Consider the following 16,365-nt stretch of genomic DNA (forward strand, 5'->3'; position numbering starts at 1 on the left):
CGCGTGGGTCCGGCTCTTTCTCGCTTCTACCTTTTCGATCGGATCCTCTTCGGATACTGCCTCTTCATGGTCGGGCTGCTGCTGGCAGTCGGGCGGCCTCTCGGCATCTATCGGGACGAGCTGCTGTTTTATTCGGCGATGGCGCTTCTCGTGCTGGTGATCGCCGGCCGGCTGGATCCCGCCCGGAGCCGGTTCTCCCATGCGCTGCGGCTGCTCTACCCGGTGGCGATCCTGGTCCCGTTTTACCGGGAGACGGGCGGCACGATGTTTCTCTTTTTTGACCACTTTCTCGATGCCCACCTGATCGCTTTCGAGACGGCTGTCTTCGGGCAGGAGCCCACGCTGTTTATCGACCGCCACCTCCTCCACCCGGTTCTGACCGAGGCGTTCATGTTCTGCTACTTCTGCTACTACCTCGTCATTCCCGTGTTCATGATCGCCGGGTACCTGCGGGGCCGCTTCGAGGTGGTCAAGAGCGCCCTGGCGGCGGTCCTGCTGACGTTCGCGGTCTCGTACGTGGTGTTCTTTCTGTTCCCGATCGAGGGTCCGCGCTGGCGCCTGACCGGCCAGTACCTGCACCCGGTCGTCACCGGTTACGTCTTCACCGATTTGGTGGGGCTGACCCAGCAGTACGGCTCGGTGCGGGGCGGGTGCTTTCCCTCGACCCACTTTGCCGTGACCTTCGTGATCCTCCTGTTCACGGCCCGGTATTTCCGCCGCGGTTTGTGGCTGATGGCGCCGCTGACGGTCGGGCTGGGGATCGGCACCTTTTGGGGGCGGTATCACTACGTGTCGGACGTGGCCGCCGGCGGGCTCATCGGGCTCGCCGTGACCCTGCTCCTCTGGCGCGCGGCCCCGGCCGACCGGGCGGGGCAAATGACAGAAGTTCGAAAACTGGAGGCACAGACACCGCATGCATCCTGAACTCTTCCATGTCGGGCCGGTTCACATTCGCAGCTACGGGCTCATGCTGGCCATCTCGTTTCTGCTGGGGGTGCTCTACATCTGGCGGGTCGCCCGCCGCGACGGGAAACCGTTCGAGCCGCTGCTCACGGTCGCCTATCTCATGACGATCGGCGGCATCATCGGCGCCCGGCTGTTCTACGTGCTGGTCCACCTCGATGAGTTTTCGGGGAACTGGACGCGGACGTTCAACCCGTTTTCCTCGAGCGAATTCGGCATCGCCGGGCTGAACCTCTACGGCGGCGTGCTGGCGGCCATTGTCGCCTCGTTTGTGTACCTGCGCGCGAAGAAGCTCTCGGTCCTGGACACCTTCGACTACTTCGCGCCGACTCTCGGACTCGGCCTGCTGTTCACCCGGGTCGGGTGCTTCCTCAACGGGTGCTGTTTCGGGACGCCCACCGAACTTCCGTGGGGAATCAGCTTTCCGGAGGGTTCGCTGCCGTACTACATTTTCAGCGACGCCCACCTGCACCCGGCGCAGTTGTACAGCTCTCTCTATGGAGGGCTGCTCCTGATTGCGCTGCACTACGTTTTGCGGCACCGCCGATTTGTCGGCCAGGCGGTCGCTCTGCTGTTCATGATCGAGGCGGGCTTCCGCTATGCGATCGAGTATGTGCGCTACTATGAAGATGAAATGCACCTGACGGTAGGATCAATGCATCCGACCTACAACCAACTCGTATCGCTCGGGCTGTTCGTGCTCGGTCTGGGGCTGTATCTCTACCAGAGGCGCCGGGCGCCGCTGTCGCGCGCCGCCGCCCCGCCGGCCGGAAAGCTCAGACCGGCGAAGTAGTCCGCGCGGGGACCGCGCCGAGGGCCCTCTTATCGGCCCGCCTGGCGACCGCGGGACGGCTCCGGTTTTCTTTCAATCCCCGCCGCCGCTCGTGCGCAGGAGCACTCCCTGGGAACCGCAGATCCAGCCGGCCTGGTCGTTCAGGAAGAAGACGTCCTGGAGGGTCGAAGTGACTCCGCTCGCCTGCAGGCGCCATACCTCTCCCCCGTCGTCGGTGCGCAGGATGACGCCGCCGGTTCCGACCGCCCACCCGGTGAGCGGGTTGACGAACATGACCGCGCGGAGGCTCGCCGGGGAGGGCCGCCCCTGGACCTCCCAGTCCTGCCCGCCGTTGACCGTGTGCAGGACCGCGCCGTTGTCGCCGACCGCCCACCCCTCGTTCGCACTCACGAAGCCCAAGTCCCAGAGATCGTCCTGCACCAGGCCGTTCGCCTGCGGGAGCCAGGTCGCGCCGCCGTCGACGGTGTGGAGGATGGTCCCATAATTGCCGACCGCCCAGCCGCGCGCGGCGTCCGCGAACCAGACACTCGCGAGCGCCCGGCTGGTCGTGGAGTTCTGCGCCTCCCACGTGAGGCCGCCGTCGACGGTGTGAATGATCACGCCGTCGTTTCCGACCGCCCACCCGCGGAGGGTGTCGGCGAAATGGACGCCGTTGAGCGCCGCCGTCACTTCGTCCGGGGCGAAGCGGCGAAGCCAGGTGTCCCCGCCGTCGGGGGAATAATAGATGAACGCATTCTTGCCGACCGCCCAGGCGCGCCCGGACGACGCCCACACATCCCCCAGGCCATCGAAGAACTCGTTGGCAGTGCTCACCAGGGAATCCCACGTGTTCCCGCCGTCCGCCGTCCGCGAAATCACGCCGTCGCCGGATGTCGGCAGCAGCCCGACGGCAAGTCCGGCCTGCGTGTCCCCGAACCAGATGCCGAAGAAGTCAAACGAGGAACTCAGGCTGGTGCGCAGCCAACTGGCCACCTCGAGGCGGACCGGGATGCGCCCCGGCGTGCGCGCCGAGGAAGCCTGGACGACGATCGTGTCGTAGTACACTCCCGGCGGCAGGCCCCGGAGATCGACCGACACCTGGACCGTGGTGGGCGCCGCTCCCCCGGCCGGGGAGAACTGGAGCCACGCCTGGGAACTCGAAAGGACGAACGGGAGCGGCGTCGAGCTGGCCCCGAGGATCGTGACCAGTTGCGGCGGCGGATTGACATCGCCGGTCACCGCGCGGAACACCAGGTTCGGCGGGTTCACCTGAACCACGTTGGCGATCGTCACGTGTACCGGGATCGCTACCGGCGAATTGGCGGCCGCGGGGGCCTCGATCCATACCGTGTCGAAATGCTCCCCGGCCTCGAGGCTGCCGGTGGTGAAAGCGATGGCGAAACTGTCGGGGGCCGCCGCTCCCACGGTGTCGACGATCGACCCGTAGTACAGGTAACACCAGGTTCCCTTGCCGGCATAGGCGGAGAACGGGAGCTCGCCGTCGCCGCCGTTGCGCACCTGGACCCACGCGCCGCTCGGGCTGGATCCGCCGTACGAGGCTGTCCCCGACACCGCTTCCGGCGTGACCAGAAGCTCCGGCGGCGACGATTTGACCGAATCCTCGCTGCAACTGCCGATGACGATCGGCAGAAGGGCGGCGAGGAGAATCACCGGAACGACACGGGCGGGTTGTGACATCACAGTCTGCTCCTGGTGCGATGAGTCGCTTGCATGCGTCAAGAAGTCCCCGACCCCTGCCAAAGTCAAGGATCTTGTTCTCCTGACACGGTCAGTCCCATAGTAAAGACGCGGGCCGGGGGGAAATGTTTACTCCGGCCGCCCGGTCCTGGGCGGACCGGTGTCCCAGGCGCCCTTTCCACATCGAAATCTCGGCCCGATCCTCCCCGGCGCAAAAACAAAATCCTTGCCTTTCCGGGGTTTTCCGGTGCACATATCGCAATGCTGCACTTTGTCGGTTACGCGACCGTCGGACTCATCATCGGCACCTTCGGCACCATTATCGGTGTGGGCGGGGGGTTCCTGCTTGTCCCCCTGCTGCTGTGGTTATATCCGACGGCCGAACCGGAGGTGCTGGCCGGCATCTCGCTGACCGCGGTGTTTTTCAACGCTTTTTCCGGATCCCTCGCCTACGCCCGGCTCAAGCGGATCGACTACCGGTCGGGCCTGACTTTTTCTTTGGCGGCGCTGCCCGGGACCATTCTCGGATCGCTGTCGACGACCTACATCCCGCGGCACCTGTTTGATGCCGTTATCGGCCTTCTGCTGCTGGCCGCGTCCAGTTACATCGTGGTGCGCCCCAATCGCGAGAAGGCGCTCCGCGGAGGCGCCGTCGCGGGCCATACGACGGTCGTGTTGACGGATGCCTCGGGCGCACAATATCGCTACGCCTACAACCGCCGGATCGGCGTGGGCATCAGCTTCTTCGTCGGCTATTTCTCCAGCCTCCTGGGCATCGGCGGCGGGGTCATTCATGTCCCGGCCCTCATCCAGATCCTGAATTTTCCCGTCCACATCGGCACCGCCACCTCCCATTTCATTCTGGCCGTCATGACTTTCGCGGGAAGCGCCACTCACATTGTCATAGGCACGCTGGCCGATTCCCTCCGCATCATTCTGCCGATTTCGCTGGGGATGATCGTCGGAGCGCAGATCGGCGCCCGGCTGTCGGGGCGGGTGCGGGGGACCTGGATCACCCGGAGCCTTGCGGTGGCTCTGATGCTTGTCGGGATTCGGACGCTGTGGCAAGCTTTCAAGTAGCAGCCGGCCGCGGGGAGGGCGTGTTTTCGGCTGCAAATCCCGGTTGATCTGAGGGGCCGCTTCCGGTATTATGGCCCCGACCTGAACGGCCCGGCGACACCGCCGGCCGGGCGACCCAATGCCGACGAGTTGCGCGGAGGACAGATGCAGATCGAGAATTGGTTTGTGGGACTTAGTCCGGTTGTCCAGGCTCTCATGGGCACGCTCTTCACCTGGGGACTCACCGCCCTCGGAGCCGCCTGCGTTTTCCTCACCCGGCAGCCGAGCCGGAAGCTGCTCGACGCCATGCTCGGCTTCGCCGCCGGCGTGATGATCGCGGCCAGCTACTGGTCATTGCTGGCGCCGGCCATCGCAATGGCTGAGAACAAAGGCGTTCCCGCATGGGTGCCCGCCACCGTCGGGTTCCTCCTGGGGGCGGCCTTCCTGCGCAGCCTCGACATGACTCTCCCCCACCTCCACCTGTTCGAGAAGGTGGAAGCGGCGGAGGGGATCAAGACCCGCTGGCACCGGACGACCCTGCTGGTGCTGGCCATCACTCTCCACAATATACCCGAGGGGCTTGCAGTCGGAGTCGCTTTCGGCGCGGTGGCCGCCGGCCTGGAGTCGGCGACCCTGGGCGGCGCGATCGCCCTGGCCCTGGGCATCGGCATCCAGAACTTCCCCGAGGGGCTCGCGGTCTCGATGCCGCTGCGGCGCGAGGGAATTGGCCGCGGGCGCGCTTTCTGGTACGGTCAGCTGTCCGGGACGGTCGAGCCGATCGCCGGCGTGGTCGGCGCGGCTCTCGTTCTCATCGCCGAGCCCATCCTTCCCTACGCCCTCGCTTTCGCCGCCGGGGCCATGATTTTCGTGGTGGTCGAAGAAGTGATTCCCGAATCGCAGAGCGGCGGCCACCCGCACTACGCCACGCTCGGCGCCATGCTCGGGTTCGCGGTCATGATGACGCTCGACGTCGCCCTCGGATAGAGGCGCGACCCCGGCCCTCCGAGCGCAAACAACAACGGCCGCGGGAGCGCGGCCGTAAGCGGTCGGGCCCGGGCGGGCCCGACCCTTTGGAATCGCAAAGTTTACTTGCCCTTCTTGCCGCCCTTGGGCGACTTCTTCGCGGCCGGCTTCTTGGTCGCGGCCTTCTTCGCGGCGGGCTTCTTAGCGCACGGCGCCATGATGAGAACTCCTCGGAATGGTGTTGTCGTTGTGGTCTCGAATACTCGAGAACCGCTGCGTACACGCAGCCAGACCGCGCGCGGCCTGACTCACCTTGAGGCCGCGTGCGACTTCCATCGCCGGACGGCCTTTGCGCCAGACATTACACAATCCACAATCCAGAGTCAAGTTTCAAACAGGCGGCGGCGCAAGAAATTTGGCCCGCCGGGACGCGGTCCCCGGCAGCGGATCTCGGAGACCCTTCCCGGATCCGCCGGGTGAGCAGAGTATCTCGCGACGGCCTCCGCCCCCGGGGCCCGCCCGGGCGAACTAGCCATTGCCTCCGGCCCGCCCCTGTACTATACTGCCGGCGAAAATCAACGAGCCAGCCAGGCTCGGGACGACCGGCAGGAGGACATGCATGAGACTCAAGACCGCACGAGAAATCCTCGATTTCGCCATCCAGAAGGAGCAGGAGGCCGCGGATTTCTACAACGATCTGGCCGAGCGGGTCGACCGCCCCGGCATGAAGAGCGTCTTCAAAGGCTTCGCCAAGGAGGAACTGGGCCACAAGGCGAAGCTCGAATCGGTCAAAGCCGGCAACCGCATGCTCGCGGCGGAGAAGAAGATCCTCGACCTCAAGATCGGCGACCACCTGGTCGAGGTCGACCTGCGCCCTGACCTGAGTTACCAGGAGGCGCTCATCATTGCGATGAAGGCCGAGAAAGCCGCCTTCAAGCTCTACCACGACCTCGCCGGCACGACCGATGATCCCGCGCTGCGGGAGATGTTGCTCGGCCTGGCCCAGGAGGAGGCGAAGCACAAGCTCCGTTTCGAGATCGAGTACGACGATCAGATCCTGATCGAGAACTGAGCTGGGAGCACGAGCGCTTTCGAAAACGGACCGCGCCGGGCACGGCAACACCGGCGTTAGGATCCGTCAAACCGTAACGGGATGCGATCGGGTCAATGCCGCCGCCAGGCACGGAGCAGGCCGACGCAAGTCGGTCGCACCGCCGGCGTGGGCCGGGCGGGAGCGGCGCTGTTCATGCCCCCAGCCACTCGGCCGCATCGGGGGCGTGGTATGAAATGATGATGTCGGCCCCGGCCCGCTTGATCGAGGTGAGCACCTCCAGCGTCAGCGTCCGCTCATCGGCGAGACCGCGTTCGGCCGCGAGCTTGACCATGCTGTACTCCCCGCTCACGTTGTAGGCCGCAAGCGGCGCGGGGAAGGCCGCCCGCGCTCGGGCGATGACGTCCAGATACGCCAGCGCCGGCTTGACCATGATGATGTCGGCGCCCTCCGCGAGATCGAGCTCGATCTCCCGCATCGCCTCCCGGCCGTTGGCGGAGTCCATCTGGTAGCCGCGCCGGTCGCCGAACTGCGGCGTGGAACCGGCCGCTTCGCGGAACGGGCCATAGAAGGCCGAGGCGTATTTCGCGGAGTAGGCCATGATGGGGATCATGGCGTGGCCGGCCGCATCCAGCGCGTTGCGGATCCGCCCCACCCGGCCGTCCATCATGTCGCTCGGCGCCACCATGTCGGCGCCTGCGGCCGCGTGGCTCACCGCCTGCGCCGCGAGAATTTCCACCGATTCGTCGTTCTTGACAATTCCCTTCTCGACCACTCCGCAGTGCCCGTGGTCGGTATACTCGCACAAGCAGACGTCGGTGACCACCACCATCTCGGGGAGCGCGTTCTTGATTTCCCGGATCGCCTGCTGAACGATGCCGTCGGCCGCCAGCGACGACGACCCGGTGGCGTCCTTTTCCGCCGGCGTGCCGAAGAGGATGACGGCCGGGATGCCGCGCGTGAAGGCGCGCCGGGCCTCGTCCACCGCCTCCCTGACCGGGAAATTGAAGATCCCCGGCATGCTGGCGATCGGCTCCGCCCGCTTGACGACCTCGCTGACGAAGATCGGGTAGATGAAGTCATCGGGGGTGAGGGTCGTCTCGCGCACGAGCCGGCGCAACGCCGGGGTGCGGCGGAGGCGGCGGGGACGGTGGATCGGGAAAGCCATCAGGTCCTCCGAATCGGATGCGTCTGCACAAACTCGGTCAATTCATCGATCAGATCCGGGATCGCATGCCGGGCCGCTTCCAGTCCGACGGTCAGCCCGCGCGCGCGGGCAGCCTCGGAGGTGGAGGGGCCGATCGACACGACCAATCCCGGCGCAATTATCCGGCTTATTTCCTCTCCCGTCAAGTTCGCATACAGACCGTCCACGCCGCTGCCGCTGGTGAAGATCGCCGCATCGGGCGGCGCCGCCGCGAGCATTTCTTTCAGCCCCGGGGGCCAGACTACGTGGACCGTTTCGTACACCGTCATGGGAATGAGCTCCGCTCCGGCGGCGGCCAGCGCGGCGTCGGGCGTCGCGGAGGCGAGATTCCCCCGCACGCGCACGACCGCAGCCCCGCGCAGGTCGGTATGCGCCGCCAGTTCCTTCGCCAAATCGCTCCCCGTGGCCTGCCCCGGCACAAAATCGGGAAGCAGACTGAGAGCGCGGAGCGCCTCCGCCGTTCCGCTGCCCACCGCCGCCACGCGGAAAGCCGCGAGACCCCGGACGTCGAGCCCTCGATCGCGGTGCTGTTGGCTGAAATGGCGGACGCCGTTCTCGCTGGTAAACACCAGCCACCGCCGTTCCGCGGTGCAGGCCTCGAACCGCTCCCACGCCGCCGGGTCGAAATGGGCGCGGGTGGCGATTGTCGGCAGCGCCAGCACGCGGGCCCCGAGCTCCCGCAGCCGACGGGACATCGGGGCCGCCTGATCGGCGGCCCGAGTGACCAGAATGCGCAATCCCCGAAGCGGGCGGCGGAGATCCTCCTCCGGCCGCGGGGAGGGCGGTTCGGCGCACGCGCCGAGGTGAAGCCCCAGCGGGGCTGTGACCCTGTTTCGCCGCACTGCGTCCGCAATGTCGGCGAGGGTCCCGGTGATGAGGCGCGGCGAGGGGTCCGGGAGCGGTCCGGCCGAAGCCGGCGTATCGGGCGCCATGCCGCCGCCGATCAGCCGGTCGGCTATCCACGCTGTGTCCTGCGGCTCCGCAGAAAGCACGATGGTCGCCCGCGGCGCCTGGGCCACCCAGTCCCAATCGATGTCCGCGCAGCGCTCTTCTGTCGTCCCGTGCCCGGCGATCAGGATCACCGCCGACACGCGGCCTGTGTCGGTCGAGTCCATCCCCGCGCAGGCCGAGGCGGCCCAGGTCGATGCGGATCCCGGCACGATTTCCCACAGAATGCCGCGGCGGTGCAGGAAGGCGGCCTCGTCCATGGCCCGTGCGAGGCAGAGCGGATCGCTCCCGTGCAGCCGCACCACCGTCTTCCCCGCGCGCGCCAGGTGCGCCAGCAGCTCGCCGACCGACTCTGAGCGGCGGACTCCCGCCTTCGCCTCTCCGACATAGTGCTTCTCGGCCGATTCCGGCAGCGCCGTAATCAACTCGTGCGGAACCGGTTCATCATACACCACGGCATCGCACGAGGCGAGCAGCCGTTGCGCTTTCACCGCGACCAGTTCCGGATCATCGGGATCGGCGCCGACGAGATACACCATACCGGCCGTCATTTCACCTCGTTAAGCTTCATCGCCATTTTCAGCCGCGTGGGCGTTCCCTTCAGTTACCGTCCCGGTCCGGTCCGTCCGAAATGGAGGCCTCCAGAGCCGCCATTCCGCCGCCGACCACATGCACCCGCTCGAATCCGTGCGACCGCAGCAGGAGCGCGGCCTGATAGGCCCGCGCTCCGCGGCGGCACACGACGTATGTATCCCGCCTGCGGTCCAAGCTGTCAAGCTGCGCGCGGAGTTCCCCGAGCGGGAGGTTGAGGAGGCGCCGAGGCGCTCCGGGCACCGCGAGCGGCCTCTCCGCCGTCTCTCCGCGCTCCCGCACATCGAGCCAGAGCGCATCGGGCGGCGCCTCCGCGAGCGCCCGGACGGCGCCGACAAACTCCACTCCCCGCTCCTGCGCCTGGGCCATCGCGGCCAGGTGGTGGAGCGGATCCAGCGCTTCGGCGTAGGGCGGAGAATAGGCATGTTCGAAATCCAGCAGATCCTCCACGATGGCGCCGCGCTGCAGGAAACTCGAAAAGACGTCGATCCGCCGCACCACTTCTCCCGCGCCGACTGCCTGCAGCCCGAGCAGGCGCCGGTCGGCCGGATCGTAGACGAGTTTGGCGATCACCGACTCGTGCTCGGGGTGGTAGTCCGGGCGGTCCGAAAACGACCCGGTCACCGCCCGGGCCGCAAATCCCGCCTCGGCCGCCGCCCGCTCGGTCAGCCCGACGGAGGCTACGTTGAGGCCGAACACCTTGACCGCCGTCCCCCCCGCCACTCCGGCCAACCTTGCCTCGCCGCCGGTCATGTGCTCGGCGATCACCCGCCCGTGTCGATTCGCCAGCGACCCCATGGGCAGGGACAACGGCCGCCGCGAGATGAGGTGGGTCGACTCGATGCAATCGCCGGCCGCGTAAATATGCGGATCCGATGTCTGTAAGAATTCGTTCACCCGTAGGCCGCCGCTTGCGCCGATAGCCAGCCCGGCCGTCCGCGCCAGCGTCGTCTCCGGTTGCACGCCGATACAGAGGAAGACGAAATCGCCGGTACAGGTGCGGGCGTCCGTTCCGTCCTCGCCTGAGAGGAACTCGACCGCAAGCCGGTCGTCATCCTCGACCACCCGCCGCACGGTCGCTCCGGTCACCAGTAGCACGCCGTTGCGGGCCAGTTCGCCCGCAACATGAACCGCCATGTCCTCGTCGAGCGCATAGGGCAGGGCGTGGCGTTCGCGCTCGATCACCCGCGTGCGGATTCCCCAGAGGCCGGCCGCCGCCTCCGCCAGTTCACACCCGACCAAACCCGCCCCGATTATCACCGCCTCCCCGATCTTGCCCTGTTCCGCGAGACGGCGGAAGGCGATCGCATCCTGCGGCCGCGTGAAATGCCGCACCCGCTCGCTTCGGCAGCAGGGAAACGGAGGGGTGCGCGGCGTGGCGCCAGTGGCGAGGACGAGCTTGTCGTAGCCGTGCGCGAAGGTCTCCCCGGTCGCCGTTCGGCGCACCGTCACCGTCCTGCGCGCGCGGTCGAGGGCGATTACCTCGGCCTTTGTCACCGCCGTGAAACCCTTGTAGTCGCGGAAGAACTCAGGCGAGCGTTCCGCCCCCCAGGAGGTGCGGACGAGGGCATCGGGCGAGGGGATCTCTCCGGCGGCCAGCCACGGCAGACCGCAGGTCGCAAACGACACCCGCTCCCCCTTCTCGAACAGGGTAATCCGCCAGTCCGGGCGGCGCCGCGCGAGAGTCGCGGCCGTTTTGGGACCCGCCGCGGCCCCGCCGATCACGACGACATCCGACCGTCCAGAGACTGCTATCGTTTCCACGCATGTCAGGGCCGGCCTACGCCACCCCTGGAGTCTTCTCCTCTCTCCGGCCCGGCTCGCCGGCGCTGCGGCTGCGGGAGGGCCCGGCGATCGCGCTCACACACAACCGGTCGGTTTGGCCAGCCCGGCCACCTTGCAGGCCCCCTTGGCCGGACCCGAGGGGAACAGCTCATAGATCTTCTTTAGCGGAAAGCCGGTTTCTTTGCACAGCTTACGGATCATCGGCGCGATGCCGTACTGGGTGTAGTAGTCCCGCAGATAAGTGATCAGCTTCCAGTGTTCATCGGTCAGGGCGGTCAGTCCTTCGGTTGACGCCAGCGCGAGCGCAACCCGCTCGTCCCACTTCGCCGGCTCTTCCATGAATCCATCCTCATCGACTGAAATCGAGACCTCTTCCCAGGTGAGTGTCGCCATTGTCGTCCTCCGCTGCCTGTCAATTATATCCGCACACCATCATTTGTTCAAGCTCTCGAGGCTTTGCACGCCTCCCAATATACCTGCCCGTGCGGCCTTCCGCACACTTTTTGCACCATCGCCGTCGGCGCCTGCACCGTGTCTCCGCCATCCGCAGTCAGGGCCGCAGACGCGAAGTCCGGGGGCGCCACCGGGCGGGAGACCCGGCCGCCCGAAACGGCCGCTGCATCCTCTCGCATACCCGTCCGGGCGTGCGGCCGTTCGTGACCCGGCAATATAATATGCGCGTGGCTGAGGGGCTAATCTGATTGAGTCGAGACCGCGGGCCGATCCGGTTCGCCGGACGCGAGCTAACCAAGTTCGCCTTGACGGCGCTGCGGAGGGAATCTATATTTGACCGTCTTTTTTGCGGAGAACCCGGCGGTGTGCCCGTGGTACGCCCCGAATGCGGCCCGGGAGAGACACTTCACAGATTCGTCGGCCGTCCCGACACGTCCCGGGACAGGAATGTGACCTTTCCCCGCCCCTTCGCCGCCTGACCCCCAGGTTCCAGGGCCATCGCCGGCCCGGCCCCGGTCAGCGGAGCCCTTCCGATCGAGCCCGGTGAATGGAGCGGCGCGGGATTACCGAACCCGGGGGGGCTGAGGAGAACCCGATGAGCGGTCTGCAACTGCTGTTTTACTTCGCCCTCGCCGCGCTTGTCGTTGGAACGGGCTACAAGGTGGTTCGGATCGCCCGCATGCCTCTCCACCTGCGCTGGGACCTCTACCCCGTGCCGCACGAACGCGGCAAGGGGCGCTACGGTGGCTCCTACTATGAGGAAGTCGACTGGTGGACGAAGAAAGTCGACACCACCCTGGTCGGCGAGATCCGAGAGATGGCCGGGGAGATCCTGGCCCTTCAGTCGCTTTTCCGCCACAACCGTCAGCTCTGGATCTTCTCCTTCCCCTTCCACCTCGGGCTGTACCTGCTCGTTGGCTTCGTCCTGCTTCTCGGGCTGGGCGGCGCGATTGTTGCCTCCGGCGGTGCGGTTGCGCCTGAGGGCGGCGGGTTCGGCGCTCTCGTGTACTACGTCACCGGCGTGTGCGGGACGGCGGGGGCGCTGCTGGTGATGCTGGGCGCTGTCGGGCTTTTTGTCAGCCGCCTGGCCAGCCGCGACCTGCGCTCCGCCTCGGTGCGCACGGACTATTTCAACCTCCTGCTCTTGAGCGCCGTCGGGGCCACCCTTGCGGCGACGGGGCTGGGATCCGACTCCGGTTTCCACCAGGCCCGCGCCTTCGTCCAAAGCCTGCTCACCTTCTCGAATGCCCCGGCGCTCTCCGACCTAATGAGGGCCCACCTGATCCTCGCCGCCGCTTTCATGTGCTGGCTTCCCCTGACCCACATGACCCATTTCGTGGGCAAGTACTTCACCTACCACAAGGTGCGCTGGGAGGATCACCCGAACATCCGCGGGAGCAGAATTGAAGCGGCGGTCGCCAAGGCGCTTGGCTACCCGCTCACCTGGTCCGCCCCGCACGTCGGGACCGGCGCCACCTGGGGCGAGGCCGCCGCAGGCCCGGACGATGAGGAGAAGGAGCAGAAGTGAGCGGGCGGAAAGTGTCGATCCGGGATTTCTGTCGGAAAACCGGCCAACTGGTCGAACTCGATCCCGGCCGATTCCTCCCTCTTCCCGAGCCCTACGACAGGCCGGAATGGAACGCGCGCCTCAAACCGCTCTCGGAGGAGGCGAGGAAGAAGTACGAGGTCGATCTCGACGGCGTCGCAGCGGTGAAATTCCCCCGCCCGCAGACCGACGCCGAGAAGCAGGAACTCGTGGAGAAATTCCTGGCCGGTCTCCGGAAGTTGTTCGAGAAAGAGAACAACTGGACTTTCATGCAACCGCTCTTTCTCACGATGGAGTACTGCGCGCGGTGCCAGACCTGTGCCTCGGCCTGCCCGATTTACACGGAATCGGGGCGGCTCGACATCTATCGCCCGACTTTCCGCTCCGACATACTTCGCCGGCTCTACCGCACGTATGTCAAGTCGGGAGGGAAGTTCACGGCGAAACTCACCGGCCACGACATTGAGGCTTCCTGGGAGATGATCGCCCGGCTCATGGAGCTCTCCTACCGCTGCACTCTCTGCCGCCGCTGCGCCCAGACCTGCCCGATCGGGGTCGACAACGGTCTGGTGACGCACGAGCTGCGCAAGATATTCAGCCAGGAGATGGGTATTGCGGCCGACTCGCTGCACAAACTCGGGTCCGTGCAGCAACTGGCGGCCGGTTCCTCGACCGGCATGACGACGGCTGCCTTCCTCGACAACATCGAATTTCTCGAAGGCGAGGTTGAGGAGCGGACCGGCCGGCGCTTCCGCTGGCCGATCGACAAAGCCGGCGCCGACGTGCTCCTCATCCACAACGCCGGCGAATTCCTCGCCTGGCCGGAGAACCCCGAGGCTTTCGCGATCATCCTCGACGCCGCCGGCGTCAGCTACACGCTCTCCAGCGAGGCGGTCGGGTACGACAGCGTCAACTACGGCGTCTGGTACGACGACGTGCAGTTCGCGCGGGTCGCGCTTCGCCACGCCGCGATCGCGAAGAAACTGGGGGTGAAGAAAATCGTGCTCGGCGAATGCGGCCATGCCCACAAGGCCCTCACCGTCGTCGCCGACCGCATCTTCGTCCGGGAGTACAACGTCCCCCGCGAGAGCGCGCTCACCTTCCTGCACCAGATTCTTGTCAAGGAGAAACGGCTTGCGCTCGATCCGTCCCGCAACGACGACATCCTGACCACCCTCCATGATCCCTGCAACGTGGTCCGCCTCATGGGCATCGTGCAGCCCCAGCGCGAACTCCTCCGCGCGGTGAGCAACCGGTTTCGCGAAATGGAGCCCCACGGCGTCACCAACTACTGCTGCGGCGGCGGGAGCGGATTCGCCATCACCCAGGACCTCAACTTCCCGGACTGGCGCAACTCCCTGGCCGGCCGGGCCAAGCTGCGGCAGATCCTTGACGTCTTCCAGGACGTCCTCGACCCCGGGCACAAGAAGTACGTGTGCGCTCCCTGCTCGAACTGCAAGGGGGCGCTGCGGGACATGTTCGCGGCTTACGGATTGTTCGAACGCTGCAGCATCCTCTACGGCGGACTCGTCGAACTGATCGTCAACGCCATGGCCGATGTCGAGAAACCGTTCCTCGAGTGGGAGTGGCGCTGAGCCGCGCCGGCTTGTGCCGCGCGCCGCGGTCGGGTTAGCGCGACAGCAGCCCGCCGATAATCACCTCGATCGCCTCATCCTCCGACAGCCCCCGCGACATGAGCGTCTCGAGTTGTTTGCTGTCGACGCTTCCGATGGCGGCCTCGTGCGTGATGTGCGCTTTCGGATGCCGTACGTCGACGATCGGCACGGCCTCGGCCTGCCCGTGGTCCTGGATGATCTCTTTGCAATCGACATGCCCCCGCGCGTAGGCCGCGCCGGCCGTGAGCTTGTTGTACACTTTCGCCGTCGCCGTGTCCCGCACCGCGATCTTCGAGGTCAGCACCCCGGTCGCGTGTTCGCCGACCAGGTGGGCGGTCTCGTTGATCCGAATCCGGTCGTCCCCCCGTCCGGAGATGCGCGCCGCCATTTCCAGGAGGCTGTGCGCGCGGCAGGTGGCTTCGTAGTCGATGTCGATATTCCCGACCCGTCCCTTGATCAGCTCAAACTCCGTCCGGAACCGCGCGCGCGGCCCGACCTCGACCACCGCCTTGGGGACCACGACCACGCCGCCGCTCGGGCTGTGGACGTGGCGTTCGAAGTAGGCATACTCCGCCCCCTCTTTGATTTCGATGGCCGCGTTCATGAGGTGCTGCACGTTCACCGCGAAGGGGAAGGTGCAGTGGGCGAGCAGCGATACTTTCGCCTGGACGCCGATTCTCACGTCGAGCACGATCCGCTGCACGCCCTCCTTGGGCAGCATGCCGAAACACAGGTGCACCGGATTGGCGACCACCGCCCCCTCCTGCAGCGCGATCTGCGCCTCGATCCCGTCGCTGAGCTCGTTGACATCGATCGTGAGCCCGGGCACCGCGTGCATCCCCAGCACGCGGTTGTAGTTGATCTCCATGTGCGCGACGTTCGGATCCTGCAGTTGGTGCGGGTCGGCGTTGATGCTCTTGTAGAGGTCGTTGATGAGCTGTATGGAGGTGCTCATGATTCACCCCCCCTGCCGTTCCGGTCGGGGGCGTTCTTGTGCTCGCAGGGCATGCACTTCCCCTCGAAGTAGCGGCGGATTTTCGCCACCGTCCCCTTGTCCACAACCGTCCCCTTGCACAGCAAGAACGCGTGTTCGGCCTGGTCGAGCACGGCCAGGCTGTGGGTGATCAGAATGACGGTCGTGCCGCGCTGCTTGAGCAGCTTGACCGCCTGGAAGATGCGCTCGATCGACTCGATGTCGATTCCCGAGTCGGGCTCGTCGAGGATCGCCACTCTCGGCTCCATGGCGAGAATCGAGGCCAATTCCACCTTCTTGCGCTCCCCGCCGCTGAGCGTCTTGTCGACCGCGCGGCGAAGGTAATCCTCCGGGTTGAGGCCGACCTCGGCCAGCGTCCGGCACAAGTTGTCCTTGCTCTTGTCCCGGGCCGCGCTGGCCAGGAATTCCCACACGGTCAGTCCCTCAAACCGGGCCGGTTCCTGCCAGGCCAGCGTGATTCCCCGGCGCGCCCGCTGGTCGACCGGCAGGCTCTTGATCGATTCCCCCTGAAAGCGAATGTCGCCCGAGTAGCCGTCATACCCCGCCAGGCCCATGATGGTTGCGGCCAGCGTGGATTTGCCCGCCCCGTTCGGTCCGACCACTGCGTGGACATGCCCCTCCCAGAAGTCAATGTTCAGGTCCTGGAGAATCGGCTTGTCGTTCAGCGACAGGCTCAGGTTGTCGATCGCCAGCACACCCATGGGCGGGTCCTTTCGCGA

At 66.3% G+C, this 16,365-nt stretch carries 14 protein-coding genes; 7 read left to right on the forward strand and 7 right to left on the reverse strand.

The features are described from left to right. The first annotated feature begins 3 nt into the window (after positions 1-3). On the forward strand, positions 4-924 hold the full coding sequence (locus KA261_11690) for a phosphatase PAP2 family protein (GenBank protein ID MBP7698460.1): 921 nt from the start codon (positions 4-6) through the stop codon (positions 922-924). Further along, positions 914-1,756 carry a prolipoprotein diacylglyceryl transferase gene (gene lgt, locus KA261_11695; GenBank protein ID MBP7698461.1) on the forward strand — a complete coding sequence of 281 codons (843 nt, stop codon included), beginning with the start codon at positions 914-916 and terminating at the stop codon, positions 1,754-1,756. The genes KA261_11690 and lgt overlap by 11 nt, the downstream gene beginning before the upstream one ends. Positions 1,757-1,828: 72 nt before the next feature. Here the strand turns inward: lgt and KA261_11700 are convergent, their stop codons facing one another. Then, the gene (locus KA261_11700; GenBank protein ID MBP7698462.1) at positions 1,829-3,433 is read right to left on the reverse strand and encodes a hypothetical protein; all 1,605 of its coding nucleotides are present in this window, start codon (positions 3,431-3,433) and stop codon (positions 1,829-1,831) included. 261 nt (positions 3,434-3,694) lie between these two features. On the opposite strand from KA261_11700, the gene KA261_11705 reads away from it, so the two are divergent. The 3 genes from KA261_11705 (at position 3,695) to KA261_11715 (ending at position 6,527) form a co-directional block, all read left to right on the forward strand. Next, positions 3,695-4,513 (forward strand): sulfite exporter TauE/SafE family protein, encoded by an 819-nt coding sequence (locus tag KA261_11705; protein ID MBP7698463.1) that lies wholly within the window; start codon positions 3,695-3,697, stop codon positions 4,511-4,513. Positions 4,514-4,657: 144 nt separating this feature from the next. Then, positions 4,658-5,476, forward strand: coding sequence for a ZIP family metal transporter (locus tag KA261_11710; GenBank protein ID MBP7698464.1), 819 nt, complete (start codon positions 4,658-4,660; stop codon positions 5,474-5,476). A 598-nt stretch (positions 5,477-6,074) separates the two neighbouring features. Then, positions 6,075-6,527, forward strand: a complete 453-nt coding sequence (locus KA261_11715) for a ferritin family protein (GenBank protein ID MBP7698465.1) — start codon at positions 6,075-6,077, stop codon at positions 6,525-6,527. Positions 6,528-6,699: 172 nt separating this feature from the next. On the opposite strand, the gene hemB is transcribed toward KA261_11715, so the two are convergent. From hemB to KA261_11735, 4 genes are all read right to left on the reverse strand, one after another. Then, positions 6,700-7,674, reverse strand: coding sequence for a porphobilinogen synthase (gene hemB / locus KA261_11720; GenBank protein MBP7698466.1), 975 nt, complete (start codon positions 7,672-7,674; stop codon positions 6,700-6,702). After that, positions 7,674-9,200 (reverse strand): uroporphyrinogen-III synthase, encoded by a 1,527-nt coding sequence (locus KA261_11725; GenBank protein ID MBP7698467.1) that lies wholly within the window; start codon positions 9,198-9,200, stop codon positions 7,674-7,676. Before KA261_11725 ends, hemB begins: the two co-directional genes overlap by 1 nt. Positions 9,201-9,261: 61 nt before the next feature. Continuing rightward, complete coding sequence (locus KA261_11730; GenBank protein MBP7698468.1) at positions 9,262-11,016, reverse strand: FAD-dependent oxidoreductase; 1,755 nt, start codon at positions 11,014-11,016, stop codon at positions 9,262-9,264. Between the two features lie 96 nt (positions 11,017-11,112). Continuing rightward, on the reverse strand, positions 11,113-11,430 hold the full coding sequence (locus KA261_11735; GenBank protein MBP7698469.1) for a TusE/DsrC/DsvC family sulfur relay protein: 318 nt from the start codon (positions 11,428-11,430) through the stop codon (positions 11,113-11,115). A gap of 655 nt (positions 11,431-12,085) precedes the next feature. On the opposite strand from KA261_11735, the gene KA261_11740 reads away from it, so the two are divergent. Then, positions 12,086-13,018: a respiratory nitrate reductase subunit gamma gene (locus KA261_11740; protein ID MBP7698470.1), complete on the forward strand. Its 933-nt coding sequence runs from the start codon at positions 12,086-12,088 to the stop codon at positions 13,016-13,018. Further along, on the forward strand, positions 13,015-14,631 hold the full coding sequence (locus KA261_11745; GenBank protein MBP7698471.1) for a (Fe-S)-binding protein: 1,617 nt from the start codon (positions 13,015-13,017) through the stop codon (positions 14,629-14,631). Before KA261_11740 ends, KA261_11745 begins: the two co-directional genes overlap by 4 nt. Positions 14,632-14,665: 34 nt before the next feature. Here the strand turns inward: KA261_11745 and KA261_11750 are convergent, their stop codons facing one another. Beyond that, entirely contained in the window at positions 14,666-15,607 is a 942-nt protein-coding gene (locus KA261_11750) for a SufD family Fe-S cluster assembly protein (GenBank protein MBP7698472.1), read from the reverse strand. Continuing rightward, positions 15,604-16,347 (reverse strand): ABC transporter ATP-binding protein, encoded by a 744-nt coding sequence (locus tag KA261_11755; GenBank protein ID MBP7698473.1) that lies wholly within the window; start codon positions 16,345-16,347, stop codon positions 15,604-15,606. Before KA261_11755 ends, KA261_11750 begins: the two co-directional genes overlap by 4 nt. Positions 16,348-16,365 lie beyond the last annotated feature (18 nt).

The organism is Candidatus Zixiibacteriota bacterium (genome assembly GCA_017999435.1).
GTDB lineage: Bacteria > Zixibacteria > MSB-5A5 > GN15 > FEB-12 > JAGNLV01.

Coding starts and splice junctions, on each gene's coding strand:
- lgt (MBP7698461.1), top strand. CDS start 914: ATGCATCCTGAACTCTTCCATGTCGGGCCGGTTCACATTCGCAGCTAC.
- KA261_11700 (MBP7698462.1), bottom strand. CDS start 3,433: ATGTCACAACCCGCCCGTGTCGTTCCGGTGATTCTCCTCGCCGCCCTT.
- KA261_11705 (MBP7698463.1), top strand. CDS start 3,695: ATGCTGCACTTTGTCGGTTACGCGACCGTCGGACTCATCATCGGCACC.
- KA261_11710 (MBP7698464.1), top strand. CDS start 4,658: ATGCAGATCGAGAATTGGTTTGTGGGACTTAGTCCGGTTGTCCAGGCT.
- KA261_11715 (MBP7698465.1), top strand. CDS start 6,075: ATGAGACTCAAGACCGCACGAGAAATCCTCGATTTCGCCATCCAGAAG.
- hemB (MBP7698466.1), bottom strand. CDS start 7,674: ATGGCTTTCCCGATCCACCGTCCCCGCCGCCTCCGCCGCACCCCGGCG.
- KA261_11725 (MBP7698467.1), bottom strand. CDS start 9,200: ATGGTGTATCTCGTCGGCGCCGATCCCGATGATCCGGAACTGGTCGCG.
- KA261_11735 (MBP7698469.1), bottom strand. CDS start 11,430: ATGGCGACACTCACCTGGGAAGAGGTCTCGATTTCAGTCGATGAGGAT.
- KA261_11740 (MBP7698470.1), top strand. CDS start 12,086: ATGAGCGGTCTGCAACTGCTGTTTTACTTCGCCCTCGCCGCGCTTGTC.
- KA261_11750 (MBP7698472.1), bottom strand. CDS start 15,607: ATGAGCACCTCCATACAGCTCATCAACGACCTCTACAAGAGCATCAAC.
- KA261_11755 (MBP7698473.1), bottom strand. CDS start 16,347: ATGGGTGTGCTGGCGATCGACAACCTGAGCCTGTCGCTGAACGACAAG.